This window comes from Sciscionella marina DSM 45152, assembly GCF_000379465.1.
GTDB classification, from domain to species: Bacteria; Actinomycetota; Actinomycetes; order Mycobacteriales; family Pseudonocardiaceae; genus Sciscionella; species Sciscionella marina.
In genome coordinates this window covers 745,747-770,967 of record NZ_KB905380.1, presented here as the reverse complement: position 1 = coordinate 770,967, position 25,221 = coordinate 745,747, and the positions used below count along the sequence as shown (strand labels likewise).

Annotated in this window: 25 protein-coding genes and 1 pseudogene; 15 read left to right on the top strand and 11 right to left on the bottom strand. The window is 69.0% G+C overall.

Going from position 1 to position 25,221, the window contains the following annotated elements:
* Window positions 1-36 precede the first annotated feature (36 nt).
* A pseudogene (locus tag A37U_RS53355) lies at window positions 37-258 on the top strand (TetR family transcriptional regulator); the annotation flags it as partial.
* 396 nt (window positions 259-654) lie between these two features.
* Here the strand turns inward: A37U_RS53355 and A37U_RS0103675 are convergent.
* The 3 genes from A37U_RS0103675 to A37U_RS0103665 are packed head-to-tail and all read right to left on the bottom strand — an operon-like array spanning window position 655 to window position 3,007.
* Window positions 655-1,395 (bottom strand): adenosylcobinamide-GDP ribazoletransferase, encoded by a 741-nt coding sequence (locus A37U_RS0103675; RefSeq protein ID WP_020495259.1) that lies wholly within the window; start codon window positions 1,393-1,395, stop codon window positions 655-657.
* Window positions 1,392-2,441 carry a nicotinate-nucleotide--dimethylbenzimidazole phosphoribosyltransferase gene (cobT, locus tag A37U_RS0103670; RefSeq protein ID WP_020495258.1) on the bottom strand — a complete coding sequence of 350 codons (1,050 nt, stop codon included), beginning with the start codon at window positions 2,439-2,441 and terminating at the stop codon, window positions 1,392-1,394. The genes A37U_RS0103675 and cobT overlap by 4 nt, the downstream gene beginning before the upstream one ends.
* A 35-nt stretch (window positions 2,442-2,476) precedes the next feature.
* Window positions 2,477-3,007, bottom strand: a complete 531-nt coding sequence (locus tag A37U_RS0103665; RefSeq protein ID WP_026196842.1) for a bifunctional adenosylcobinamide kinase/adenosylcobinamide-phosphate guanylyltransferase — start codon at window positions 3,005-3,007, stop codon at window positions 2,477-2,479.
* Between the two features lie 25 nt (window positions 3,008-3,032).
* On the opposite strand from A37U_RS0103665, the gene A37U_RS0103660 reads away from it, so the two are divergent.
* The gene (locus A37U_RS0103660; protein ID WP_020495256.1) at window positions 3,033-3,233 is read left to right on the top strand and encodes a hypothetical protein; all 201 of its coding nucleotides are present in this window, start codon (window positions 3,033-3,035) and stop codon (window positions 3,231-3,233) included.
* Between the two features lie 164 nt (window positions 3,234-3,397).
* Here A37U_RS0103660 and A37U_RS0103655 read toward each other — a convergent pair whose 3' ends face one another.
* Window positions 3,398-4,387 carry an aldo/keto reductase family protein gene (locus A37U_RS0103655; RefSeq protein ID WP_020495255.1) on the bottom strand — a complete coding sequence of 330 codons (990 nt, stop codon included), beginning with the start codon at window positions 4,385-4,387 and terminating at the stop codon, window positions 3,398-3,400.
* A 116-nt stretch (window positions 4,388-4,503) separates the two neighbouring features.
* Complete coding sequence (locus tag A37U_RS0103650) at window positions 4,504-5,154, bottom strand: DUF3043 domain-containing protein (protein ID WP_020495254.1); 651 nt, start codon at window positions 5,152-5,154, stop codon at window positions 4,504-4,506.
* Window positions 5,155-5,340: 186 nt separating this feature from the next.
* On the opposite strand from A37U_RS0103650, the gene A37U_RS0103645 reads away from it, so the two are divergent.
* Both A37U_RS0103645 and A37U_RS0103640 read left to right on the top strand, forming a co-directional pair.
* Window positions 5,341-5,703: a HesB/IscA family protein gene (locus A37U_RS0103645; RefSeq protein WP_020495253.1), complete on the top strand. Its 363-nt coding sequence runs from the start codon at window positions 5,341-5,343 to the stop codon at window positions 5,701-5,703.
* A gap of 314 nt (window positions 5,704-6,017) precedes the next feature.
* The gene (locus A37U_RS0103640) at window positions 6,018-6,953 is read left to right on the top strand and encodes a carbohydrate kinase family protein (protein WP_051111572.1); all 936 of its coding nucleotides are present in this window, start codon (window positions 6,018-6,020) and stop codon (window positions 6,951-6,953) included.
* A 66-nt stretch (window positions 6,954-7,019) separates the two neighbouring features.
* On the opposite strand, the gene asnB is transcribed toward A37U_RS0103640, so the two are convergent.
* The gene (gene asnB / locus A37U_RS0103635; protein WP_026196841.1) at window positions 7,020-8,948 is read right to left on the bottom strand and encodes an asparagine synthase (glutamine-hydrolyzing); all 1,929 of its coding nucleotides are present in this window, start codon (window positions 8,946-8,948) and stop codon (window positions 7,020-7,022) included.
* 171 nt (window positions 8,949-9,119) lie between these two features.
* Here asnB and ctaC point away from each other — a divergent pair, with 171 nt between their 5' ends.
* Complete coding sequence (gene ctaC / locus A37U_RS0103630; RefSeq protein ID WP_420806213.1) at window positions 9,120-10,037, top strand: aa3-type cytochrome oxidase subunit II; 918 nt, start codon at window positions 9,120-9,122, stop codon at window positions 10,035-10,037.
* Window positions 10,038-10,108: 71 nt separating this feature from the next.
* Window positions 10,109-10,528: a cytochrome c oxidase subunit 4 gene (locus tag A37U_RS0103625; RefSeq protein ID WP_026196840.1), complete on the top strand. Its 420-nt coding sequence runs from the start codon at window positions 10,109-10,111 to the stop codon at window positions 10,526-10,528.
* A gap of 85 nt (window positions 10,529-10,613) precedes the next feature.
* Here A37U_RS0103625 and trpD read toward each other — a convergent pair whose 3' ends face one another.
* Both trpD and A37U_RS0103615 read right to left on the bottom strand, forming a co-directional pair.
* A complete protein-coding gene (trpD, locus tag A37U_RS0103620) occupies window positions 10,614-11,651 on the bottom strand; it encodes an anthranilate phosphoribosyltransferase (protein WP_020495248.1) in 1,038 nt (345 codons plus the stop codon).
* A gap of 26 nt (window positions 11,652-11,677) precedes the next feature.
* On the bottom strand, window positions 11,678-12,085 hold the full coding sequence (locus A37U_RS0103615) for a response regulator transcription factor (protein ID WP_020495247.1): 408 nt from the start codon (window positions 12,083-12,085) through the stop codon (window positions 11,678-11,680).
* Between the two features lie 171 nt (window positions 12,086-12,256).
* Here A37U_RS0103615 and ctaE point away from each other — a divergent pair, with 171 nt between their 5' ends.
* From ctaE to qcrB, 4 genes are read left to right on the top strand one after another with little or no spacing between them, the layout of a single operon-like run.
* Window positions 12,257-12,859 (top strand): aa3-type cytochrome oxidase subunit III, encoded by a 603-nt coding sequence (gene ctaE, locus A37U_RS0103610; protein ID WP_476707418.1) that lies wholly within the window; start codon window positions 12,257-12,259, stop codon window positions 12,857-12,859.
* A 60-nt stretch (window positions 12,860-12,919) separates the two neighbouring features.
* A complete protein-coding gene (gene qcrC / locus A37U_RS0103605; RefSeq protein ID WP_020495245.1) occupies window positions 12,920-13,762 on the top strand; it encodes a cytochrome bc1 complex diheme cytochrome c subunit in 843 nt (280 codons plus the stop codon).
* Window positions 13,759-15,000: a cytochrome bc1 complex Rieske iron-sulfur subunit gene (qcrA, locus tag A37U_RS0103600; RefSeq protein ID WP_020495244.1), complete on the top strand. Its 1,242-nt coding sequence runs from the start codon at window positions 13,759-13,761 to the stop codon at window positions 14,998-15,000. Before qcrC ends, qcrA begins: the two co-directional genes overlap by 4 nt.
* Window positions 14,997-16,670 carry a cytochrome bc1 complex cytochrome b subunit gene (qcrB, locus tag A37U_RS0103595; RefSeq protein ID WP_020495243.1) on the top strand — a complete coding sequence of 558 codons (1,674 nt, stop codon included), beginning with the start codon at window positions 14,997-14,999 and terminating at the stop codon, window positions 16,668-16,670. The genes qcrA and qcrB overlap by 4 nt, the downstream gene beginning before the upstream one ends.
* A 48-nt stretch (window positions 16,671-16,718) precedes the next feature.
* Here the strand turns inward: qcrB and A37U_RS0103590 are convergent, their stop codons facing one another.
* Both A37U_RS0103590 and A37U_RS42145 read right to left on the bottom strand, forming a co-directional pair.
* Complete coding sequence (locus A37U_RS0103590) at window positions 16,719-17,006, bottom strand: Lrp/AsnC family transcriptional regulator (protein ID WP_020495242.1); 288 nt, start codon at window positions 17,004-17,006, stop codon at window positions 16,719-16,721.
* The gene (locus tag A37U_RS42145) at window positions 17,003-17,620 is read right to left on the bottom strand and encodes a TetR/AcrR family transcriptional regulator (RefSeq protein ID WP_157182586.1); all 618 of its coding nucleotides are present in this window, start codon (window positions 17,618-17,620) and stop codon (window positions 17,003-17,005) included. Before A37U_RS42145 ends, A37U_RS0103590 begins: the two co-directional genes overlap by 4 nt.
* Before the next feature lie 99 nt (window positions 17,621-17,719).
* Between A37U_RS42145 and A37U_RS0103580 the strand changes: the two genes are divergently transcribed.
* A complete protein-coding gene (locus tag A37U_RS0103580) occupies window positions 17,720-19,060 on the top strand; it encodes an MFS transporter (RefSeq protein ID WP_020495240.1) in 1,341 nt (446 codons plus the stop codon).
* Here A37U_RS0103580 and A37U_RS0103575 read toward each other — a convergent pair.
* Window positions 19,035-20,711 carry a DEDD exonuclease domain-containing protein gene (locus tag A37U_RS0103575; RefSeq protein WP_026196838.1) on the bottom strand — a complete coding sequence of 559 codons (1,677 nt, stop codon included), beginning with the start codon at window positions 20,709-20,711 and terminating at the stop codon, window positions 19,035-19,037. The two genes, A37U_RS0103580 and A37U_RS0103575, sit on opposite strands and share 26 nt — an antisense overlap.
* A gap of 76 nt (window positions 20,712-20,787) precedes the next feature.
* Here A37U_RS0103575 and A37U_RS0103570 point away from each other — a divergent pair, with 76 nt between their 5' ends.
* The 4 genes from A37U_RS0103570 to A37U_RS42140 all read left to right on the top strand — a co-directional run bounded on the left by A37U_RS0103570 (window position 20,788) and on the right by A37U_RS42140 (window position 25,220).
* Entirely contained in the window at window positions 20,788-22,074 is a 1,287-nt protein-coding gene (locus A37U_RS0103570; protein ID WP_020495238.1) for an NYN domain-containing protein, read from the top strand.
* A 95-nt stretch (window positions 22,075-22,169) separates the two neighbouring features.
* On the top strand, window positions 22,170-22,448 hold the full coding sequence (locus A37U_RS0103565; protein WP_020495237.1) for a hypothetical protein: 279 nt from the start codon (window positions 22,170-22,172) through the stop codon (window positions 22,446-22,448).
* 295 nt (window positions 22,449-22,743) lie between these two features.
* On the top strand, window positions 22,744-23,787 hold the full coding sequence (locus A37U_RS0103560; RefSeq protein WP_020495236.1) for an NlpC/P60 family protein: 1,044 nt from the start codon (window positions 22,744-22,746) through the stop codon (window positions 23,785-23,787).
* A 62-nt stretch (window positions 23,788-23,849) separates the two neighbouring features.
* The gene (locus A37U_RS42140) at window positions 23,850-25,220 is read left to right on the top strand and encodes a gluzincin family metallopeptidase (protein ID WP_157182585.1); all 1,371 of its coding nucleotides are present in this window, start codon (window positions 23,850-23,852) and stop codon (window positions 25,218-25,220) included.
* Window position 25,221: the final 1 nt, after the last annotated feature.

Genomic DNA, 25,221 nt, shown 5'->3' with positions numbered 1-25,221 from the left:
TAATCAACCAATTGGATAATTGTGTCAACTGCAAGGATGACTAAGTTGACTGCTAGGGTGACTGCCGTGGCGAGGCGGACACCGGAACCCGGGGAGCGACAGCGTGATGCGGAGCGCACCAAGCGGTCGATCTTGGAGGCCGCGGCCGAGGAGTTCGCCGCATCGGGATTCGCCGGAGCCCGGGTCGCGGGCATCGCGGCCCGCGCCGGGGTGAACAAGCAGCTGATCTCGTACTACTTCGGCGGCAAGGAAGGTCTCTACCGCGCGATCGGGGAGCGCTGGCGGGAGTACGAGGACGAGAACCTGACCGCCGAACGGTTACCGGAGGCGTTGCGCGGATACGCGCTGGTGCCGTTGCAGGACCCTGCCGGGCCGAAACTGCTCGCCTGGGAGGGGCTGAACTACGAGGGGGCAGCCGCGGCCGAGCCCGGTCGCGCCGAACGGCTGCGCGCCAACTTCGGCCGGCTGGTCGCCACGCACGAGGGGGAACTGGATCCGGGCTTCGATCCGGACATGCTCGGGCTGATGTTGTTCGCCGCGGCGAGCATGCCCTCGGTGTATCCGCAACTGGTGCGCGAGGTGTGCGGGAAGGACGCGGGCTCGCCGGAGTTCCTGCGCGCGTACGCCGATCAGCTGGCCCTGCTCGCCGAGCGGTTAGTGGGCGGCGAGTACCGCACCGACCGCGGTGAGCAGCACGGCGAGCTCGCAGCAGGCGCCGAGCACATCCCCGGTGATCCCGCCGAAGCGGCGCACGCAGTGCCGGACGAGGCCGAGCACGGCGCAGCCGGTGACCAGCAGGGTGACCCCGAGCCACGGTGACCACACCGCGCCCGCCGCGGCGAGCACGAGCCACCACAGCACCGGGACCACGGGGTGCTGGCCGCCCGCGACCAGGGATCCGAGCCCGTCCGCGCGAGCCGCGGGAATCCCGCGCGCGCACGCGATGGTGAAGGCCGCGCGTCCCGCGGTGACCGCGGCGAGGATGCCCGGCCAGTCGTGCACCGTGGCCAGGGCACCGAAGCACACGGCCTGGGCGCCGATATCGACCACGAGGGCCACCACGGCGAACGGGCCGGTGCTGCCGTCGCGCATCACCTCGAGCGCGCGCTCCGGTCCGCCGTAACAGCCGAGCCCGTCGGTGGCGTCCGCGAGCCCGTCGATGTGCATGCCGCGGGTACCGAGCACACCGAGTGCCACCGCCAGCAAGCCGGCGAGCGCTTCCGGTGCGCCGAGCAGCCGGAGCCCGAACGCGGCCCCCGCCAGGATCGCCCCGAGCAGCAGCCCGACCAGCGGGGCGAGTGCGATCGCGGCCCGCCCGGCCGCGCGATCCACGCTGCGCGCCCGGACCGGGAGCACGGTCAGCATGGAAAGCGCGAGCGCGGACCCCCGGATCACCGGTCCTGCACGCCCGCTTCGTCGAAGGTGGCCATTCCGGACAGCAGCCGCACCGAGGCGGCGACAAGGGGCAGCGCGGAGAGCGCGCCGGTGCCCTCGCCGAGTCGCATGTTCAGCTCCAGGACCGGGGTCAGGTCGAGCTGTTCGAGCGCGGCCTTGTGTGCGGGTTCGGGGGAGCGGTGCGCGGCGATCCACCAGTGCCGGGCGCCGGGGGCGAGCGCGTCCGCGACGAGCGCGGCCGCCGTGGAGACCACGCCGTCCAGGATCACCGGGGTGCGCCGGACCGCGGCCTGGGCGAGGAACGCGGCCATCGCGGTGATGTCCGCACCGGCGGTGGTGCGCAACAGCTCCACCGGATCACCGAGCACCGCGACGGCCCGCCGCCGCGCGTCCCGGATCGCCGAGGCCTTGCGCATCCAGGTGAGGTCGTCGATGCCGGTTCCCCTGCCGACCATGGTCACCGGTTCCGCCCCGGTCAGCGCGGAGACGAGCACCGCGGCCGGGGTGGTGTTGCCGATCCCGAGGTCCCCGGGAATGAGCAGATCGGCCCCCGAATCGACCTCCTCGTCCGCGATCGCCTTGCCCGCGGCGATCGCCTGGCGCGCCTGTTCCGGGGTCAGCGATTCCTGCCGGTCGATGGCCGCCGAACCCTCGCGCACCTTGTACCCGCGAACCGATTCCGGCGTCGGCGCGTTCACGCCCATGTCCACCACGCGCACCGTGGCCCCGGATGCCTCGGCGAGCACATTGGCCGCGGCGCCCCCGGCGAGCAGGTTCGCCACCATCTGACCGGTGACCTCGGGCGGATAGGCGGAGACCCCGCGTGCGGCGATGCCGTGGTCCCCGGCGAACACCACCACCCGCGGGCGGTGCAGCGGATGCGGCGGGCAGCTGCCCTGGCAGGCGGCTATCCAGTTGCCGAGGTGTTCGAGCCTGCCGAGCGAGCCCTCCGGTTTGGTCAGCCTCGCCTGGCGGGCCTCGGCCTGCGCGCGCACCTGCTCATCGGGCGCGGTCACCTCGTCGAATGAACTGTCCGCTGTGGACATTCGGACGGTACCTCCTCGTAGCTCATAACGAACTCTCAGCGAAGCCGCAGGGGAATCCCCGCGATCAACAGCTTGACCTCCGTGCTCACCTCGGCGACCGCGGCGTTGAGCGCGCCGAGCTCATCGCGGAAAAGCCTGCCAGAAGCGGTGGCGGGCACGATCCCGAGTCCGGTCTCCGCGGACACGAGCACGACATCGCAGGCGCAGTTCTCGAGTGCGCGCACCGTGTCCGCGATGCGCCCGTGCACGCGCTCCAGTTCACCGGACTCCCAGGCGCCCGCCTCGTCGAGCAGCGCGGTCAGCCAGGTCGCGAGATCGTCGACCAGCAGCGGCGGATCAGCGTGCCCGGCCGAGGCGAACAGTTCCCGCAGGTCCGCCGTCTCGACCGTGGACCAGCGAGCGGGCCTGCGGGCGATGTGCCGGGCGATCCGCGCAGCGAACTCCCGGTCGGCCGGATCGCGGCGGGCGGTCGCCACATAGGTCGCGGGCCGGGTGCCGTCGAGCAATCCCTCGGCGTGCGCCGACTTCCCCGAGCGCGCCCCACCGAGGACAAGCGTTACCGTCACGGTGGCGACCCTACGGGAGGCAATCATGGAGTACCGCTGGCGCTACGAGGACTCGGCGGGTGCCGAGCAGCAAGGCCCTGCGCAGACCTTCGAGGACCAGCAGGAGGCGGAGCTCTGGCTCGCCGATTCCTGGGTCGAGCTGCTCGATTCCGGGATCGAACAGGTCACCCTGCTCGAGGGCGAGCAGCCGGTGTACGGACCGATGAGCCTGCACTCGCCCGAGTAGTAAGAGCACCTCCGGGAACCCCATGTCCTGCTCCGCGGGGCCGGCGCGGCGATCCGTGGAGTTGTCGTCAATCGCCGCAGAAACCCGCTGCGGCTCATTCCTCCGCCTTGCGGCTCATCCACGCTGACTCCCGCACGCGACGGACGAGGGGCCCCAGAGGCGCTCTACGGCGAGCGGGTCAGCCCGGGGTTGGTCTCCACCACGCCGTCGAGCACCTCGTCGATCTTGGTCAGCAGGGCGGGATCGAGCGCGACCCCGGCCGCGGCGACGTTGTCGGTGATCTGCTCGGGCCGGGAAGCGCCGATGATCGCGGAGGCCACATTGGTGTTCTGCAGCACCCAGGCCACCGCGAGCGCGGCCATGGACAGCCCCGCCTCCTCGGCGATCGGCCGCAGCCGGGCCACCCGTTCGAGCACCTCGTCACGCAGCCAGTGGGCGATCATGTCCGACCCACCCGCGGTGTCGGTGGCCCGCGAACCCTCCGGAGGCTTGGCCCCCTGCTGGTACTTCCCGGTGAGCACGCCCTGCGCGATCGGGGACCAGACGATCTGGGACAACCCCTCGCGTTCGGCGGCGGGCACCACCTGCTCCTCGATGACCCGCCACAGCATCGAGTACTGCGGCTGATTGGACACCAGCGGGATGCGCAGCTCCCGCGCGAGTGCCGCGCCCCTGCTGATCTGCTCGGCGGTCCACTCGGAGACACCGATGTAGTTGACCTTCCCGGCGTGCACCAGATCCGCGAAGGCCGACATGGTCTCCTCCAGCGGGGTGCGCCGGTCGAAGCGGTGCGCCTGATAGAGGTCGATGTGATCGGTCTGCAGCCTGCGCAGCGAGGCGTGTGCCGACTCCAGGATGTGTTTGCGGCCGAGCCCGGAATCGTTCGGTCCACCGGGCCCGGTCGGGAAGAACACCTTGGTGCACAGCTCGAGCGACTCGCGCCGCTGCCCGTGCAGTGCTTTGCCGAGCACTGTCTCGGCGGCGGTGTTCGCGTACACGTCCGCGGTGTCGAAGGTGGTGATCCCCGCGTCGAGGGCGGCGCGCACGCAGGCGAGCGCGCGTTCCTCCTCGACCTGGGAGCCGTGGGTCAGCCAGTTGCCGTAGGAGATCTCACTGACGAAGAGGCCGCTGCGGCCGAGGCGACGATGTTCCATACCGCCACCCTAGGAACTGTTCCGGTGCTTTGCATGGCGGGTCCGGTAACGGAACCCGTCGCGATGCCGGCTGCTTGGGTGGTAAAGCGGCTACGCCGCTTTGAAACACCCCCGGCTCAGTCGACCTTCTGCCCGGCCTTGATGCGCGGTTTCGGCATGCGCAACTTACGGATCTGGGTGCTTCGGACGAAGGCGTACCAACCGAGCGAAAGGCCCTTGTCGGTGGCGTCCGGGAACTTCGCGCGCACCCGCTTGGTGATGTTGCGGCCGTTGATCACACCCTCGATCACCATCAGCGCCAGGATCACGGTGCACACCAGCACGGCGATCTGCTGCACCTGCGGGGTCGGGGTGAACAGGCTGATGAAGATCAGCCCGGCCATGGGCATGAACAGCCCGGCGAAGTTGCGTTTGGAGTCGACGACATCGCGCACGTACCGGCGCACCGGACCACGGTCGCGCGGCATCACGTAGCGGTCGTCGCCCGCCTCCATCTTCTTGCGGCGCTCCGCGGCCTGCGTGCGCCGGTCCTCCTTGGACCCGCGCAGCTTCTTGGCCCGCTTCGCCGCCTCGCGCTGGGTGGTCGGCGGGGGCAGCATCGGTCCGCGCTGACCACCCGAGGCCTCCTTGCGCGAGGGTGTCGGCCGTCCCTTCGGGGCCGTGTACCCGCGCGGGGCCGATTCGTCCTTGTCCTCGATCGACTCGGCGGCCTCGGCGGTCGAGGCATCGGCCGTCTGCTCGTCACGCGCGCGGTTGAACAACTTCACCCCCCGAGTCTAGCGGGCCGCCCCCGCGCCGAGGACCGCAGCTCGCGTCGAGGATACCGGCCACGCTGTCCGCGGTGGCCGAGCGATCGATACCGCCCGGTGAATGTGTCACCATGGAAGGGAACAAACCATCCTCGGCGAGCTGTTGTAGGGGTGGAGAGGCGCAGACCGCACAAGGGAGAGTCAATGACTGTCGATGCCAACGCGGCGACCGAAGAGAAGACCCACGGCGTGCAGCTTTCCGATGGCGCTGCCGCGAAGGCCAAGGCACTGCTCGACCAAGAGGGCCGCGACGACATGCACCTGCGCATCGCGGTGCAGCCGGGTGGCTGCGCCGGCCTGCGCTACCAGCTGTTCTTCGACGAGCGCACCCTCGACGGCGACCTGTTCAAGGACTTCGGCGGGCTCTCGGTCGCGGTGGACCGGATGAGCGCGCCGTACGTGGAGGGCGCGACCATCGACTTCGTGGACACGATCGAGAAGCAGGGCTTCACGATCGAGAACCCGAACGCCACCGGATCCTGCGCCTGCGGCGATTCCTTCAACTGATTCCCGGGGCCAGGTGCACCGTGGACGGCGTCGGTGCCCCCGGGTGCCGAACCCGCGTACGCCGCGTCGGCCGCGACCTTGGTAGCCGCACACCTGACTCCCGGGATTCGGAGTTTCCGATCGACCCAGGGTGACCACTCGGCACCCTGGGTCGTTTGTGTGGGGCGTAATTGTCACACTGGTATTGCGGAATCGGGATCTATTGTCGGTAGAGTCGAACGGCGCTGGAGTTTTCCGGCGCCGTCCATGCTGTCGATTCGAAGGGTTCTGACGTGCCCGTTGCCGTCTCCGGAAGTATCGCGACCGACCATTTGATGCGGTTTCCAGGGAAGTTTTCGGAGCAGCTTCTCGCCGATCAGCTGCACAAGATTTCGCTGAGCTTCCTGGTCGACGATCTGGAAATCCACCGAGGTGGGATCGGAGCGAATATCGCCTACGCGATGGGTCTACTGGGTAGTGACCCGGTGCTCGTCGGCGCGGTCGGCGAGGATTTCGCGGAGTACCGCCAGTGGCTCGAGCGTCACGGAGTGAACTGTGCCGGGATCTACACCTCGCAGGCCAAACACACCGCACGGTTCGTGTCGACGACCGACGAGGAGATGAACCAGATCTCCTCGTTCTACGCCGGTGCGATGGCCGAGACCGGTCAGATCGATCTCGCCGCGATCGCGCAGAACATCGGCGGGCTCGACCTGGTGCTGATCTCGCCGAGCGATCCGGACGCGATGCTCAGCCAGGCCAAGGTGTGCCGGGACCGGGGATTCCCGTTCGCGGCGGATCCCTCCCAGCAGCTGGCCCGCTTCGACGGGCAGCAGGTGATCTCCTTCGTCGAGGGTGCCAAGTACCTGTTCACCAACGACTACGAGTGGGAACTGCTGCTGAACAAGACCGGCTGGTCGGAGCAGCAGGTGCTGGACCACGTCGAGTACCGGGTGACCACGCTCGGCCCGGACGGGGTGCGGGTGGTCGGTAAGGACGGCACCGACTTCACGGTGGCCGCCGTCCCGGAGCGGAAGAAGGAGAACCCGACCGGTGTCGGGGACGCCTTCCGTGCGGGCTTCCTGCGCGGGGTCTACGCGGGGCTGAGCCTCGAACGGTCCGCGCAGCTCGGCTCGCTCGTCGCGGTGCACGTGCTCGAGACGGTCGGCCCGCAGGAATGGAGCCTGGACCGCGCCGATGCGCTCGAGCGGGTCAAGGGCGCCTTCGGTGCCGAGGCGGCGGACGAGCTCGGCCGGATCCTGCCCGCCTGACCGCCGGACGGTATTCAGCCCCCGTACGGCGCACCGTGCGGGGGCTGACTGCTCTTCCGGGTCGGCTCAGAGCTGCACCGGGTACTGCGGCTCGGGGATCTCGGGGTGGATGCGGTCCTCGATGAAGATGCCGTGCCAGAGCATGAACACCAGCAGCGCCCACAGCCGTCGCGAGTGATCGAGACCGCCCGCCCGGTGCTCCTCGAGCAGGCGCAGGATCGCGGCCTTGTCCAGCAGCGCGTCCGTCCCCGATTCGGTGATGATCCCGCGTGCCCAGTCGTACATCTCATCGCGCAGCCACAGCCGGATCGGCACCGGGAAGCCGAGCTTGCGGCGGTTGAGCACGTGCGGGGGAACGACCTCGGCGAGCGCGCGGCGCAGCGCGTGCTTCGTGGTCTCTTTGGTGATCTTCTCCTCGAGCGGGATGTGCGATGCGACCCGGAACACCTCGTTGTCCAGGAACGGCACCCGCAGCTCGAGCGAGTTCGCCATGGTCACCTTGTCCGCCTTGACCAGAATGTCGCCGCGCAGCCAGGTGAACAGGTCGATGTGCTGCATGCGCGCGACCGGGTCCCAGCCCGCCGAGGTGCCGTAGTGCGCGGCGGTCACATCGGTGTGCCCGACGCCCTCGCGGTAGTCGCGCAGCACCGCGCGCAGCTGGTCGTCGCGGAACAGGCGGGCGTTGCCGTAGTAGCGCTGTTCGAGGGGGAGCGCGCCACGGCGCAGCAGGTCCTTGCCGCGCATCCCGTCCGGCAGCTTCGCCGAGGCGAACCCGAGCAGGCGGCGGATCGCGCCGGGCACCTTCTCGAACGGGGCGAGGGAGAGCGGTTCGCGGTAGATGGTGTACCCGCCGAACAGTTCGTCCGAGCCCTCCCCGGAGAGCACCACCTTCACGTGCTGGCGCGCCTCGCGGGCGATGAACCACAGCGGGACGAGCGCGGGATCGGCGACCGGATCGTCCAGGTACCACACGATCAACGGAACCGCGTCCATCATCTCCTGCGCGGAGACGGTGCGCACCACGTGCTTGACCCCGATCGCGGCTGCCGATTCCGCGGCCACGTCTACCTCGGAGTAGCCCTCGGTCTCGAATCCGGTGGTGAAGGTGATCAGATTCGGATTGTGCTCCTTGGCCAGCGCGGCGATCGCGGTGGAGTCGATCCCGCCGGACAGGAAGGAGCCGACCGTGACATCCGCGCGCATGTGCTTGGCCACCGAGTCACGCAGGACATCGGTGATCTCCCCGTAGAGCCGCTGCGATGCGGACGGCGAGCCGGTCGGGACGGGGGAGAAGCGCGGCTCGAAGTAGCGCGTGGTGCTGAACGCCCCTTCCGGGGTGACCGTGAAGGAGGTGCCGGACTCGATCCGGCGCACGGTGCCGTGCAGGGTCTCCGGTTCCGGGACGTACTGCAGGGTCAGGTAGTGCTGCAGCGCGGTGCGGTCGAGCGCGAGCTCGATCCCGAGCACCCCGGCAAGTTCGAGCAGGGACTTCTTCTCGCTGGAGAACCCGATCCCGCCGGGCCCCTGCGCGTAGAACAACGGCTTGATGCCGAACGGATCGCGCGCACCGAAGGTGATCCCGGTCTCGGTGTCGGTCAGCACGAAGGCGAACATCCCGCGCAGCTTGGCCACCGCGGCCGCGCCGAGGTAGTGGTACGCGGCCACGATCGCCTCGCCGTCGCCGGAGGTGTTGAACCGCGCGCCGTGCTCGGTGGTCAGCTGTTCGCGCAGCTCGAGGTAGTTGTAAATCTCACCGTTGAAATTCAGCGTGTACCGCTCCGGGCTCTCCTTCGGTCCCCACACCAACGGCTGATGCGAGTGCTCGAGGTCGATGATCGAGAGCCGGTTGAATCCGAAGACCGTGTTCGCGCAGGTCAGCGTGCCCGTCTCATCCGGGCCGCGGTGCCGCTGGCAGTGCATCGCCGCCGCCACGTCCCCCCGCGCGCGCTCGACGTCGGTTTCCTTGCCGCACACCAGTCCAAGCAGGCCACACACGTGTTCGGTACACCTTTCGAAGGATCGCCGGGCTGTCCTTGGCAGCCAGTATGGCCGCCGCGCCGAAGTGATCACCCCGCGACCCCGTGCGGGCACTGGCTGGGCTACGCTCCGCTTGCCGCAACGATAAGGCGTTGCGCGGGTTTTACAGGTGTAGGGAGGCGGCACGAAGTGAGCCGAAACCGAGGCACGCGGGCGGGAAGGGCGACCAAGCTCGCCGTCGCCATGGGTGTTGCCGCGCTTGCGGCAACCGGGTGCTCGGGCCAGGAAGCGCTGCGGTTCGGTTGGCCGGAAGGCGTGACCCCGCAGTCGGACTCCATGGTCACGTTGTGGACGTGGTCGGTCATCGCCGCGCTGATCGTCGGCGTGATCGTGTGGGCGCTGATGCTCTGGCCGGTCATCGCGCACCGGCGCAAGGGGGACACGATCCCGCGCCAGTTCCAGTACAATCATTCGCTCGAGGCGTTCTACATCATCGTGCCGCTGATCATGGTGGCCGTGCTGTTCTACTTCACCGTGGATGTGCAGAACAAGGTGGAGAAGAAGGTCCCGAACCCGGATGTGAAGGTCAACGTCGTCGGGTTCCAGTGGAACTGGCAGTTCGAGTACCCGGACTACAAGACCCCGGACGGGCGCACGGTGACCACGACGGGCACCTCGCAGGAGATCCCGCTGCTGGTGCTGCCCTCGAACAAGACCGTGAACTACGACCTGCGCTCGAACGACGTGATCCACTCGTTCTTCGTCCCGCAGTTCCACTTCAAGCGGGACGTCTTCCCGCAGCCGGAGAAGAACAACCAGGACCACTCGTTCCAGAACAGCATCGACCGGCCGGGTTCCTTCGTCGGGCGCTGCGCCGAGCTGTGCGGCACTTACCACTCGATGATGAACTTCGAGGTGCGCGCGCTGCCGGACAACGAGTTCAAGCAGTACATGGACCTGCGCACGAAGACCAATCCGGCGACGAACAAGCCGTACACCGCGGCCGAAGCGCTCACCACGATGAACTGCGGCGAGCTCTGTGTCCCGCACGCGGTCACGACGAAGCCGTTCGACACCGACAGGACGGTGCGCCAGGAGTCCGGCTAGTGACCGGGTACGGCGTACGTTGGCAGTAGCGATCCCAGGCTTGTGTTTGCAGTGTTAGTGAGGACAGCGCAGTGAAAATCGAGGGCAGGATATTCCACTTCGTGGCCGGGTTCTGCTTCATCATGACCGTCGTGTACGGCGTGTGCACCGGCTTGTGGGCGACCGACGGGATCGAACCGGTCGGCCTGGTCGCGCTGCTGCTCACCGGCGGGCTGTGCCTCATCGCGGGCACCTATCTGAGCTTCGTGGCGCGCCGGGTCACCAAGCGTCCCGAGGACAACGACGACGCCGAGGTCTCCGACGGTGCCGGTGAGCTCGGTTTCTTCTCCCCGGGCAGCTACTGGCCGGTGACCCTGGCCTTCGCCGCCGCGATGGGCGGGCTGGCCATGGCGCTGTGGTACACGTGGACGATCGTGCTCGCCGCCGTCCTGCTGCTGATCTCGGTCGGCGGGTTCGTCTTCGAGTACTACCTGCGCCCGAACAAGGAGTGAGCGGGGAACAGTCGTAACGAGAACGGGGCGCCACGATCACCGTGGCGCCCCGTTCCGCTGTCCCCGGGTACTCGGTCCACCGGCCTCAGTCCGCCAGTCGTTTGGTCAGGCTCGTCCACTGTTCCAGCAGGCGATGCGCCGCGCCGGAGTCGATGGCCTCGGCCGCGGTGGCCATGCGGGACTCGATCAGTTCCTCGAGTTCGCCGTCCAGCGGGTCCGCGTGCGCCGCGATCGCGCCCGCGGCGTTGAGCAGCACGGCATCGCGCACCGGCCCCTTCCTGCCGTCCAGGAGCTCGCGCACGACCCGGGCGTTGTGGCTCGCGTCCCCGCCGTGCAGCGCCGACACGTCGACCCGCGGCACGCCGATGCGGACCGGATCGAAACCGACCGTCCGGGTGCTTCCGTCCGCCACGATCCGCACCGTGGAGGTCGCCGTCGTGGTCAGCTCGTCCAGTCCGTCGTCTCCGCGCACCACGAGTGCCCTGGTGCCGCGGGTGGCGAACACCTCGGCCATGACCGGGGCGAACCGCTCGTTCGCGCAGCCGAACAGGCCCGCTCCCGGCTGGGCCGGGTTGGTCAGCGGGCCGAGCACGTTGAACGCGGTGGGCACGCCGAGCTCCCGCCGTGGGCCGATGGCGTGCCGCAGCGCGGGGTGAAAGGCGGGTGCGAAGCAGAACCCGATGCCCACCTCGGTCACACAGCGGCGCACCGCATCCGCGGTCAGCTCGATGACCACGCCGAGGGCCTCGAGCACGTCGGCGGTGCCCGATTTGGAGCTCGCCGCCCGGCCGCCGTGCTTGACGACGGGAGTCCCCGCAGCGGCGGCGACGAGGGCGGACATCGTGGAGATGTTCACCGTCCCCGCCTGGTCGCCCCCGGTACCCACTATGTCGATGCAGGCGCGGTCGGTCCGGAGCCGTTTCGCGTGGCCGAGCATCGCCGAGGCCATCCCGCCGATCTCGGCCGCGGTCTCACCCTTGGCCCGCAGCGCGATGGCGAACCCGGCGATCTGGGCGGCCGTCGCGCTCCCGGTCATCACCTGGTCCATCGCCCACGCGGTGTCCTCGCCCGCCAGATCCTCACCGGCGACGAGCGCACCGAGCAGTCTGGACCAGGTGTTCACGAATCCTCCTTCAGCCGAAGCGGCACTCAACCGGAAGTGGCCGGTGCCCGGTCGCCGCGCAGTACCTCCGCGACCGTCTCCGCCGCGGTGAGCGGGTCGAACGGCTGCACGAGCACCGCGTCCGCCCGGGACCAGGTGGCCAGCCAGCGGTCGTCGGCGCGGCGCACCGCCACCACGATCGGCGGACACTCGGTCAGCTCGTTCTTCAGCTGCCGGCACACGCCCATCCCGCCGGTCGGCTGCGCCTCCCCGTCGAGGATCGCCAGATCGATCCGGCCGTTGTCCGCGTAGTAGATGACGTCGGCCACCGTATCGGCTTCCAGGTAGGTCACCTTCCCCACATCCGGGGCAGGTCGTCGCCCGATCGCGGTGATGATCGTCTCGCGCACCTGCGCCCGATGGCTGAACACAAGGATGGTCCGGGTCGCGCCCAAGGCTCCTCCAGAGGCCGAATCGTGTTGCTCGTCACGTTCACTCTAGCCGTTCGCCCAGGTGCGAGCCCATCCTCGCCTCGTGGGGTCCCCGTGAAGGTGATCTTGAACGGTTCCCGACACACGGGCGGACCCGCTGCTGGGTACGGGTGAGCCTGGGGCCATAATGCGTGCGTGACAACGGCATCACCCAACATCGCGCAGCGGGTGCACTCGCTGAACAGGCCGAACATGGTCAGTGTCGGCACGATCGTGTGGCTCTCCAGTGAGCTGATGTTCTTCGCAGGCATGTTCGCCATCTTCTTCACGGTGAAGGCGCAGAACGTCGGACCATGGCCACCGCCGCCGACCGAACTCGACGTGCCGCTGTCCTCGGTGTGGACGATCATCCTCGTGGCGTCCTCGTTCACCTGTCAGCTCGGCGTGTTCTGTGCGGAGCGTGGCGACGTGATCGGGTTGCGGCGCTGGTATGTGATCACCCTGATCATGGGCTTGATCTTCCTCGGCGGGCAGGCCAACGAGTACTACACGCTCGTCACCGAACACGCCACGACGATCACCTCCTCCGCGTGGGGGACCGCGTTCTTCATGTCGACCGGGTTCCACGGTCTGCACGTCGCGGGCGGGCTCGTCGCCTTCGTGTTCCTGCTGGCGCGCACCAAGATGAGCAAGTTCACGCCGGCGCAGGCCACCTCGGCGATCGTCGTGTCGTACTACTGGCACTTCGTCGACATCGTCTGGATCGGGCTGTTCGCCTGCGTGGAGTTGTTGCCATAGCCTCCTGACCGAGACGTTTCTTCGACCACCCGAACCTGACTCCCCGAGGAAGCTCGCGAGATGACCACCAACTCCAGCCGCACCGCGCAGGCGCAGGAGCCTACGGTTGCCAAACGTGCGGCCAAGCGTTCGAAGTTCCGCCGGAAAGTGGCGGGTTTGCTGGCGCTCGCCGTGGCGCTGATCGCCGTTGGCGCGCTGTACTCTGCCCTCTCCCCGAACGCGCAGACCGCGCACGCCGCCGGTGATCCCGCGACCGTGCGTAAGGGCGAGGAGGTCTACAACAAGACCTGTATCTCCTGCCACGGTGGCAACCTCGACGGTGTCAAGGACAAGGGACCGACGCTGATCGGGGTCGGTTCCGCCGCGGTGTACTTCCAGACCTCCAGCGGCCGGATGCCGATGATGCGTCAGGAAGCGCAGGCCTCGCGCAAGCCGGCGGCGCTCAAGCCGGACGAGATCGACGCGCTGATGGCCTACATCGAGACCAAGGGTGGCGGTCCGGAGAAGCCGAAGACCTCCGGCGCGGCGCTGCGCGGCGGTGATCCGTCCCGCGGTGGTGAGCTGTTCCGGCTCAACTGCGCCTCCTGCCACAACTTCACCGGCAGGGGAGGGTCGCTGTCCTCCGGGAAGTTCGCGCCCGAGTTGGAGAACGTCTCGGAATCGCAGATCTACACCGCGATGCAGTCGGGTCCGCAGAACATGCCGAAGTTCTCCGACCGGCAGCTGACCCCGACGGAGAAGAAAGACATCATCGGATACATCAAGTCGGTCTCGGACGGGAACAACAACCCCGGCGGCGCGGCGCTCGGTGGGTTCGGTCCGGTGTCCGAAGGGTTGATCGTCTGGATCGTCGGGATCGGCGCGCTGGTCGGCGTGACCCTGTGGATCGGAGCTAAGGCATGAGTGGGAACGAAGAAGAACCCAGGGTCCCTTCCGAAGAAGAACTGGCCGAGATGAGCCGGGACGAGCTCGTCGAACTCGGTGCCAAGCTCGACGGGGTCGAGCTGGTCGACTACAACGATCCCTGGCCGGTCAAGGGCACTCGCGCGGAGAAGCGTTCGGAGCGCCTCGTGACCCTGTGGTTCGGGATCGGCGCGCTCGCCGCCGTACTGTTCTTCGTGGTGTTCCTCTGGTGGCCGTGGCAGTACGCCGACCCGGGCCACCAGTTCCTGTACGGCCTCTACACCCCGCTTGTCGGTCTGACGCTGGGCATCGCGGTGCTCTCGCTCGGTATCGGCGCACTCGTCTACACCAAGCGGTTCATCCCGCACGAGCTCGCGGTGCAGCAGCGGCACGACGGCCGCTCGGACGAGGTGGATCGGCAGACGGTCCTCGCCGAGCTCGCGGACGCGGGCAACCGGAGCACGATCGCGCGCCGCTCGCTGGTCAAGACTGCGGGCGGTACCGCGGTGGGCATCCTGGGCATCGGTGCGCTGATCCTGCCCCTCGGTGGGCTCATCAAGAACCCCTGGGCGAAGTCGCAGACCGACCCGAAGGACACGCTGCGCTGGACCGGATGGCGGGAAGACAGCAAGGCCAAGACCGTGTTCCTGCGCAAGGACAACGGCAAGGCCGACCAGATCGAGCTGGTCCGTCCCGGTGACATGGACGCGGGCGGCATGCAGACGGTGTACCCGCTGCACGTGCCGAACGAGCTCAAGCAGAAGGTGCTCGAGGCGCAGAACGATCCCGAGAAGCTGCGCTCGGTGCTGATGCGCGAGGACTCCACGGATCAGCGGGTGCGCGAGGAGGCGGAGCAGCTCTGGGAGGAGAACAAGGAGGAGCTGCGCCGCGTCGACACCCCGGTCATGCTGATCCGGCTGCGCAGTTCGGACGCCCACAAGGTGATCAAGCGCAAGGGCCAGGAGACCTTCAACTACGGCGACTTCTACGCGTACACCAAGATCTGCAGCCACCTCGGTTGTCCGACCTCGCTGTACGAGCAGCAGACGAACCGTATTCTCTGCCCGTGCCACCAGTCGCAGTTCAACGCGCTGGAGTACGCGAAACCGATCTTCGGCCCAGCGGCCCGCGCGCTGGCGCAATTGCCCATCGACGTCGACCCGGAGACCGGTTACCTGTACGCGAAGGGTGACTTCATCGAACCGGTCGGCCCGGCATACTGGGAGCGGAGGCCATGAGCTCACTGACCACCCCGACGAAGACGGCTGGGGTCGCGCTGAAGCAGGCGGGTAAGGCCGCCGACGAGCTGGACAGCAGGCTGACCCTGGCCAAGGGAATGCGCCGCCAGCTGAACAAGGTCTTCCCGACGCACTGGTCGTTCATGCTCGGCGAAGTGGCGCTGTACTCCTTCATCATCCTGCTGCTCTCCGGGACCTACCTGGCGCTGTTCTTCGACCCCTCGATGCAGGAGGTCACCTACAACGGCTCGTTCACGGGCCTGCGTGGCGTGGACATGTCGCGGGCCTACGAGTCCACCCTGAACATCAGCTTCGACGTGCGCGGCGGCCTGTTCGTGCGGCAGCTGCACCACTGGGCGGCGCTGCTGTTCGTGGCCTCGATGGTGGCGCATCTGTGCCGGATCTTCTTCACCGGCGCGTTCCGCCGCCCGCGTGAGACGAACTGGTTCGTGGGTGCGCTGCTGCTGGTCATCGGCATGTTCGAGGGCTTCACCGGGTACTCCCTGCCGGACGACCTGCTCTCCGGTATCGGTGTGCGCGCCGCGGTCTCCGGCGGCATCCTGAGTGTTCCGCTGATCGGCACCTGGCTGCACTGGCTGATCTTCGGCGGCGAGTTCCCCGGCCAGGACTTCATTCCGCGCTTCTACACGATCCACATCCTGGTCTTCCCTGGCATCCTGCTCGGCCTGATCGCGGTCCACCTGGCGCTGGTCTGGTACCAGAAGCACACCCAGTTCCCCGGGGTGCGCCGCAAGGAGAACAACGTGGTCGGCGTGCGCATCATGCCGGTCTTCGCGGCCAAGGGCGGTTCGTTCTTCGCGGTCGTGCTCGGCGTGCTGGCCATCATGAGCGGGATCTTCCAGATCAACCCGGTCTGGAACATCGGCCCGTACTCGACCGGCAAGGTGTCCGCGGGTTCGCAGCCCGACTGGTACATGGCCTGGTTCGACGGCCTGCTGCGCATCTGGCCGGACTGGGAGATCTACCTCGGGAACTACACGATTCCCGCGGTGTTCCCCGCGCTGCTCGTGATCGGCATCGTGATCGGGCTGACGGTCATGTATCCGGTCATCGAACGCAAGCTGTCCAAGGACAACGCGCACCACAACCTGTTGCAGCGGCCGAGGGACGCGCCGGTACGGACCGCGCTCGGGGCACTGGCCATCACCTTCTACGCGGTGATGTTCATTTCCTGCGCGAACGACATCATCGCCTACAAGTTCGACATCTCGCTGAACGCGATGACCTGGGGCGGGCGCATCCTGTTGCTCATCGGGCCGCCGATCGCCTACTACGTGACCTACCGGATCTGCATCGGTCTGCAGCGCTCCGACCGGGCAGTGCTCGAGCACGGGATCGAGACCGGGATCATCAAGCGGCTGCCGCACGGTGAATTCATCGAGGTGCACCAGCCGCTCGGCGGAACCGATGACCACGGCCACGCGATCCCGCTCGAATACCAGGGCGCCTCGGTTCCCAAGAAGATGAACGAGCTGGGTTACACCGGCAAGGGCATCTCCGGGATCTGGCGGGCCGCGGACCTGCCGGAGGATACGGCCGCTCTCGAGCGGGCCCGTGCCGAACAGCACGAGCACACCGAGAACGGCCACTCCGGGAACGGGAAGTCCGAGTCCGAGTCGGAACAACTCTCCAGCCGGTCCACCGAATAACCGGAGAGCAATACCGAATAGCAGACCGAATCGGCCTCGGGTCGGGTGTCAGACGCCCGATTCGAGGCCGATTTCGAAACTGGACTCCTCATCGGAGTTCGAGTACGAGCGGAACGCGATGTGCGTGTCGGTGTCGAGCACCCCGTGCACCTTGCTGATCTTGCCCGGCACGAGCGCGGCCAGCTGCTCGTGTTCGGCGACCTTGACGATCGCGATCAGGTCGACCGCACCCGCGCACGAGTACACCTCGTAGACCCCGTCGATATCGGCGATCGCTTGCGCCGCTTCCGGAAGCACATCGGCCTCGGTGTTGATGAGCACGAACGCGGTGATCACTGTTTCCTCCTCGCCTCGGGCGGTGCCCGGTCCGGATTCCTGCCGTCCCGGATCCTCCCCTGCTGATCCGTATCGCAGCCTAGCGGCTCGGTGCCGCGCAGCAGCACGTCGACGAGCACGTCGAAATCCGGCGCCGGGCTCGGCCGATAGTGCGCGTTCTGTTCCGCGGCGACCCAGCCGATGATGGCCGAGCTGTACACGTGCCAGTACTGCTCGGCGCGTTCCTCGGGCACCCCGCCGAGCCGGAAGGCCTCGACCACGGCCGCCTGTACCTCGGGTGGACCGGTGTGCCGATGCGGGCCTTCCAGCAGCCGTATCGCGAAGCCGGGAATCTCGCGCAAGCCTTCGCGCATCCGGTAGGCGTATTCCACCAGCCAGTCGCGCCAGTCCTCCGCGCTCGGCATGGTGTCGGCGCGCATCCTGCGGCCGAGCTCCGCCGCGACCAGGTCGAGCAGCTGCTCCCGGTCGCGCACCCAGCGATACAGCGCTGAGGGAGCCACATCCAGTTCGGCGGCGACGGCCTGCATCGTGAGCTGGTCCGGGTGTTTCGGGATGGCGACCGCGAGGATCCGCTCCATGCTCAACCGCGCCGGGCGTCCACGTCTCGTCACCACGTCAGCACTGTAGTCGCCGGGGCCCCGGCATATTAGTGAAAGAGCATCACTAAATATGTTAGGTTAGGTTCACCTAATTCAGAGCGGAGGTAGAGTGGCGTGGACCGGCACGAGAAACGCGTGGTCACGCTGGCCTGTCTGATCGCCTTCGTGGTGATCCTCGACGCGACCATCGTCGCGGTCGCGCTGCCGCGGATCCGCGCGGAACTGGGGTTCGGTGCGACCGGAATCGCCTGGGTGGTGAACGCCTACACGCTGGTGTTCGCCGGATTCCAGCTGTTCGGCGGGCGCTGTGTGGATGTGTTCGGGGTGCGCCGGATGCTCGGCTGGGGGCTGGGTCTGTTCGCGCTGGGCAGCGTGTCGGCCGGGCTGGCCCCGAGCGCCTGGCTGCTGCTGACGGCCCGCGCCGTGCAGGGGCTCGGTGGCGCGCTGCTGATCCCCGCCTCGGTCGCGGCGATCACGCGGGCGCTCCCGGACGGCCCGCGCAGATCCTCGGCGCTGGCCATGTGGAGCATGATCGGCGCGCTCGGCAGTGCCTCCGGAACCGTGCTCGGCGGGGTGCTCACCGAGGCGGCGGGCTGGCGGTTGGTGTTCCTGATCAACGTGCCGTTCGTGGTGTTCGCCGCGCTGCTCACGCCCGCGGCCGCGGGGCGCGCACCGGGCGGCAGGCGGCCGAGCCTGGACCTGCCCGCGGCCGTGCTCGTGACCGCGGGGCTGAGCCTCGTGGTGGACGCGATCATCGCCGCCGACTGGCTGCCCGGAGTGCTCGGGGTGCTCGCGCTGCTGGCGTTCCTGGGCTACGAATGGCGCCTGGCGCGCGAACCGATGCTGCCGCTCGGCCTGCTGCGGGTGCGCACCGTGGCCGGGGCGAACCTGACGATGTTCGCGATCGGGCTCGGTTTCTTCGCCACCCCGGTGCTGCTCTCGCTCTACCTGCAGGGCGTGCTCGGCTATCCGCCGCTACAGGCCGGGCTTGCCTTCGTGCCCTCCGCAGTGGCCACGGTGCTCGGCGGCCGGATCGCGGGCACGGCGACCTCCCGGTTCGGTGCCCGGCCCACCGCGGTCGCAGGGCTCGCCGTCGCCGTGCTCGGGTTCGCCGCGCTCGCCCTGTTCGCCACCGCCTCCACGTCCTATGCGCTCGGGATCGCGCTGCCGGTGGTGCTGCTCGGCTTCGGGATCGGTCTCTCGTTCACCCCGCTGACCGTAGTGGCCACCCGCGGGGTCGGCGAGGAACGCGGCGGGATCGCGGCCGGGCTGCTCAACACGACACGGCAGTGCAGCGGGGCGGCCGGGATCGCCATCCTGACCGCGGTGAGCACCGGGCCCGGATATCCGAGTGCGTTCGCGCTCACCGCCTGCGCCGCCCTGGCCGCGCTGCTGCTCGCGGTGACCCTGCTGCCACGGGAACAGCGGCTCAGTGCGCGGCCCGTGCCTTCGTGACGAACCCGCGCCAGCTGCCCGCCGCCCCGGATGGCGAACACCACGGACGGCTCGTGCGCACCAGCCGCACCCCGTCGGATTCGAGCCAGCCGAGCAGCGCCAGCGCCTCCTCCCGGGGTGCCCCGTGCAGCGGATCCGCCCCGGCGAGCACGGTCTCCGCGGAGGCGAGCAATGCCTCGACGACCGGCATCGGGGCGACCCCGCGCGGTGCGGTGCCCGCATTGGCCAGCCTGCCGTGCCTGATCACCGCGAACTCCCAGCCACCTGAACCGTCCGGGGCCGCGGCCACCAGTTCCTCGATGGCGGTGAGCGCGACGAGTCGCTGGGCACTGTCCAGCGCGGCGAGCACCGAGGCGAGCCGGTCCCTGCGGGTGGCCGCTTCCTCGAACCGCCGCGCTTCGGCGAGCTCACCGAGCCGCGCGGCGAGCGGGCCGAGTGCGCTGCTGTCCGCCCCGCGCAGAACCGCACGGCAGGCGAGATGGTGCTCCCGGTAGCGCTCGGTCGATTCGTGCCCCGCACAGGGCGCCGCGCAGCGGCCGAGCTCGAAGGCGGCACACGGGGAGCCGTGCGCGCCGCGGGCCGGGATGCGGGTGGTGCAGGTGCGCAGTCCGGTCGCCTCGGCCAGTACTGTGGCCGCCGTCTCGGCCTTGGCGCGGGAGGGGAAGGGGCCGAAGGAGTCCGCGCGTGGCCTGCGCACCACCGAGAGCCGTGGGAACGCCTCCTCGGTGAAGGTCAGCCACCACGCGCCGTGCTGGTTGCGGGAACGGCGGTTGTAGGCGGGCTTGTGCGCGGTGATCAGGCGCAGTTCCCGGACCCGTGCCTCGAGCGGATGCGCGCACTCCACCCAGTCCACCCGCTTGGCGAGCGCGACCATTTCCCGCAGCCGGGCCCGCGTCTCGCTAGCGGTGAAGTACTGCCGGACCCGGTTGCGCAGATCCCGCGCGGTGCCGACGTAGAGCACCTCCTCACCGGGCCCGCGGAACAGGTAGACCCCGGGAGCGTGCGGCAGATCCCTGGCCAGGGTCCGTTTCCGCCGCTGCTTCTCGGTCACCTTCGGCAGGTAGCCGAGCAGCTCCTCCAACGACTGCACACCGAGGTTGCCGACCCGTTCGAGCAGGCCGTGCAGTACATCGACGGTGGCCCGGGCATCGGAGAGGGCACGGTGGTCCGGTTCGGTCGCCGCGCCGAACAGGCTGGCCAGCGCGGACAGTTTGCAGCTCGGCGCCTCGGCGGGGGACAGCACCCGGCGGGCCAGCCGCACCGTGCACAGGCTCGCCGGTTTCGGCCACGGATACTCCTGGGCGGCGCAACAGGCACGCAGGAAACCGAGGTCGAACTGGGCGTTGTGCGCCACGAGCACGCTGCCCTCGGCGAACTCGAGGAAGGCAGGCAGCACCACGTCGATGCGCGGCGCCTGGCAGACCATCGCGTCGGTGATCCCGGTGAGCGCGACCACCTGTGGCGGAATCCCACGTCCTGGATCGACCAGGGTGGCGAATTCCCCGAGCACCTCGCCGCCGCGCACCTTGACCGCGCCGATCTCGGTGATCGCGTCCGTGCCCGCCGCGCCACCCGTTGTTTCCAGGTCGAACACGCAGAATGTGGTTTCCCGTAGCGGCGTGCCCAACTCGTCAAAACTCAGTTGCCCCATCGCCGCAGCACCCTAGACACGGGCACCGACAACAATCGGCGAGCACGACCGGGCGCATAGCGATTACCCTGGATGGGTGGACACGCAGCAGGAGCAGCCGAACGGGGCCGTCGATGTGACGGCCCTCGCCGCGCCGCTGCGTGCCCGGCTCGCCGTGATCTGTGCCGATGCGCTCGCCGTGATCCCGCGCGGGGAGCTGTCCACCCAGGTGCGCACCGTCGCCGGATTCGCCCCGGCCAAGCGGGCGAGCGCGGGGGAATCGGTGCTGCTCACCGCGCTCGGCGACGGCGACCGGTTCCGCGAGCTCGTGCAGGAGTGGGCGCAGGAGAACCGCCCGGACGCGCTGGAGGTCGCCGCGGCGGACCCGGTACACGCCGCGGCCGCCGCGGTGCTCACCGCCGATCCGGCCGCCGTGCATCTGGCCGCCTTCGTGGCGATGCGCGCCGCCGATTCGAGCATGCGCGCCGAACGGGACGGGGCGCTGGCCAAACTCGAACGACTCTCCGGTGAACTGACCGAGCTGCGGGCCGCCAAGACCGAGCGTGGTGACGGCAACGCCGAGGCCGACAAGCTGCGTTCCCGGCTGCGCGAGAAGGGCACCCAGCTGCGTGCCGCGCGCGACGAGGCGGATGCCGCGAGCGCCGCGCTGGCCGAGGTCCGTGCGGAGACCGAGCTCGAGGTCAAACGGATCGCCGCGGAACGGGACGCCGAGCGCGCGCGTGCCGAGGCCGAACGGGAACGCGCCGAGACCGCACGGCAGGAGGTGCGGGCCGCGCGCCTGGCCGCCCGCCAGGCGCGGGAGGCCGACGAGACCAGGCTCGCCCTGCTCGTCGAGACGATCGAGGGCGCCGCTGCCGGGCTGCGCGGTGAGCTCGGTGTCGGGGAACTCGGGATGCGGCCCGCCGACCTGGTCGAGGGTGCGGGCGTCGCGTACGGCCGCAGCACCCAGGTGCGGGATGTCAGCGCGCTGGACTCGCTGCTGCGAATGCCCGCGGCGCATCTGATCGTGGACGGCTACAACGTCACCAAGACCGGGTACCCCGAACTGTCCCTCGCCGATCAGCGGGACCGGATCGCACGCCAGCTCGCCGCGCTGGCCGCGCGTACCGGGGCGGAGATCACCCTCGCGTTCGACGGGGCCGGGGTCACCGCGCACAAGGTGTGGCCGCGCGGGGTGCGGGTGCTGTTCTCCGATCCCGGGGTGCTCGCCGACGATGTGATCAAGAACCTGGTCGCGGCGGAACCGGGCGGGCGCCCGCTCGTCGTGGCGACCTCGGACAAGGACGTGGTCCGTGCGGTGCGGGGCAGGGGCGCGCACGCCGTGTCCTCCGCGGTGCTCGTCTCCCGGCTCTCTCGCGTCTGAGCGGTTCTCCGCGCGGTCTCCGAGCGCTCCCTGCGCAGTCTCTGAGCAGCGGGTTCCGGGTGAGGAACCCGGAACTGTCGGTGGTCACTCCTATCGTGACGGCGGAAACACCACAAGGCCGGAACGAGGAGGACGAGATGATCATCGACTGCGAGCGGTGCCCGGTCCGCGGCAAGGCGTGCGAGGACTGCGTGGTGAGCGTGCTGTTCGGCGGGCCGCCCGCCGCGGAGCCGGAGACCCCGTTCGGCGCGGGACTCGACGCGGAGCACCGGCGCGCGATCGAGGTGCTCGCCGAGGCGGGCATGGTCTCGAAAGTACGCGCCCTTCCACTGACGGTGATCGACGAATCGGGACACCGGCAGCGGGCCGGATAGCGTACGCGCGTTCGTCGCGTGGGACTGCCCGTTCGGCGCAAGATCGCGACATAACCCACCCCGATGTGGACGCTGCGAGGGTTGTTTCGTAACCTGTTCGAGACCTCGCGGAGGACGGTCGTCACAACGGCGGCGACGCGAGTTCACCGCCGTTCGGTTGTCGGGGACCGGGTAGGCATCGGGCGCGTTCACGGCGCACCAGTCGGGCACGTTTTGTTCGTGTGTGGGACGGTGCTGGCCTCGAGCGGGTCTCGGTGTCCGCAGGCGGTCGGATAGCCGAAGGAGTATTCCGCACGTGGCGCAGCAACGACTCCAGCGCACCACTCGTGGCGCACTGGCCGCCACCGCCGTCGCTGCGGCGGTCGGCATGGTCGGACTACCGGCGTCGGCACAGCCGAACGACACGTCGACCCCGGACAATCCCGCCGACGCGCTCAAGCAGTACAAGCAGCTCACCACCGAGGCCGAGAAGGTTCAGCAGTCCTACCTGAAGGCCAAGGACGACCTCGACGCGCGCAAGGCCGAGCTCGACAAGGCCAAGGCGGACGAGGCCAAGGCCGAGCAGGCGGTGCAGGACGCGCAGAAGCAGGAAGGCCAATTCCGCGGACAGGTCGACAAGCTGTCCAACGCGACCTATCAGGGCGCGCGGTTCTCCAAGCTCTCCGTGCTGATGACCGGAGCATCCCCGAGGGATTTCCTCGACCGGGCCTCGGCGATCCAGGTCATCTCCTCCGACAACGATGAATCGCTGCAGCGGCTCGCCGGTGCCACCAAGCGTGCGCAGCAGGCGAAGGGCGCCACCCTCGACGCGCAGAAGCGTGCCGAGGACGCCAAGAACTCGGCGGCACAGCTGATCTCGGACATCAAGGAGAAGCACGAATCGGTGCAGCGCCAGATCAGCACCGTCAAGGAGGCGCTCGACAAGCTCAGCCCCGGTGCGCAGAGCTCGATGAAGCAGGGCAGCGGGGACAACGGCGTGTACATCCCGGGTTCCGGGATCGGTGGTAAGGCGATGCAGGCCGCGCTCGGGCAGATCGGTGTCCCGTACGTGTGGGGTGGCACCAGCCCGTCCGGTTTCGACTGCTCCGGGCTGACTTCCTGGGCGTTCAAACAGGCCGGATACTCGCTCCCGCGTTCCTCGCAGGCGCAGGAAGGTGTCGGCAAGGCCGTTTCGCGCAGCGAACTGCAGCCGGGTGACCTGGTGTTCTTCGGCAGTCCCGTGCACCATGTGGGCATCTACGTCGGCGACGGGAAGATGGTCAACGCCCCGAACTTCGGCGAGAACGTGCAAGTGGAGCCGCTGCAGAGTGACTACTCCGGCGCGCGCCGCGTCGGCTGACCGAGCCGGCAGAGCAACCATAGAGCCCCGTGGTCGATGACCGCGGGGCTACTATGTCGCGCGTGAGCACGCCCCGGCCATCGAACAAGGTGGCGATCCGACGCGGCCTGATCGGCGCCGTGATCCTCGTCGTGCTCCTCGCCGCGATCTTCGTGCTGCTCGGCTACGTCCGGCAGGCGCAACCGAGCGCCGCACCGCCGAATCCGCGGCCCGCCTCGATGGCGGCGCAGCCGAGCAGCAAGCCGAGCGAGGCGGCGCGGCCGGCTCCGCGCATCCGCGAGGTGCGCGAACTGCTGCGCGGCCGGGCCCAGGCGGTGCGCACCGGGGATCGCGCGGCCTTCCTGGCCGGGATCGACCCCGCGGCACCCGAAGCCTTCCGTGCGGCCCAGTCCAGGCTCTTCGACAACCTGCGCGGGGTGCCGCTGGCCACCTGGTACTACGAACTCGATCCCCGGTTCGCCACCGATCCGGCCGGGCTGGCGCCGCAGCCAGGTGACCCGGACGAACTCTGGGCGCCGAAGGTCGAGCTGGGTTACGCGCTCGCCGGTATCGATGAGCGCCCGACCACCCGGCCGATGGGATACCTGTTCGCCCGCAAGGGAAACCACTGGTACCTGAGCTCGGACACCGCGCTCGGCCCCGGCAAGACCTGGCGCGGTCCCTGGGACTACGGGCCGTGCCAGACCCTGCGCACCCAGTCCGGACTGGTGCTGTACCACCAGTCGGGCAAGGCGAGCGCCCAGGCGGTCGGCGCGCAACTGGACGCCGCGGTGCGCGCGGTCACCGCGGTCTGGGGCAACGGCTGGTCGCGCAAGGTCGCCGTGTTCGTCCCCGGGGGCGCCGAGGAACTGCGCTCGCTCGTCGGGCCGGAATTCGCGGCGAACACGATCGCCGCGGTCGCGGTCGCCGATTCGGTGAACGCCCGGGAACATGTTGCCACGGGCCAGCGCGTGGTGCTCAATCCGGACGGGGCGGCGCAGCTGTCCCCGCAGGCGCTGTCGATCGTGCTGCGCCACGAGATCACCCACATCGCGGCACGCAAGGACACCGTGGACGGTGCGCCGATGTGGTTGACCGAGGGCTTCGCCGACTACGTCGGGTACGTCTCGAGCTGGATCCCGGTCGCCAAGGCCGCGCCCGATCTGGCCGCCGAGGTGCGCGATGGGGATGTGCCGGAGAAACTGCCCGCGGACGCGGATTTCCAGGCCGATGCGAACACCCTCGACCTCGCCTACCAACAGGGCTGGACCCTGTGCGCCTCGATCAGCGCGCGATACGGGCAGCCGAGACTGGTGCGGTTCTTCCTGGATGTGTCCCGCCTCGGCAAGATCGACGAGGCGCGGCTCGGCCGGATCACCCAGCGCGATCTCGGCGTGGACCTGGACGGGCTGGTGCGCAACTGGCAGGGATATCTGCATTCCGTGCTGCGATGAA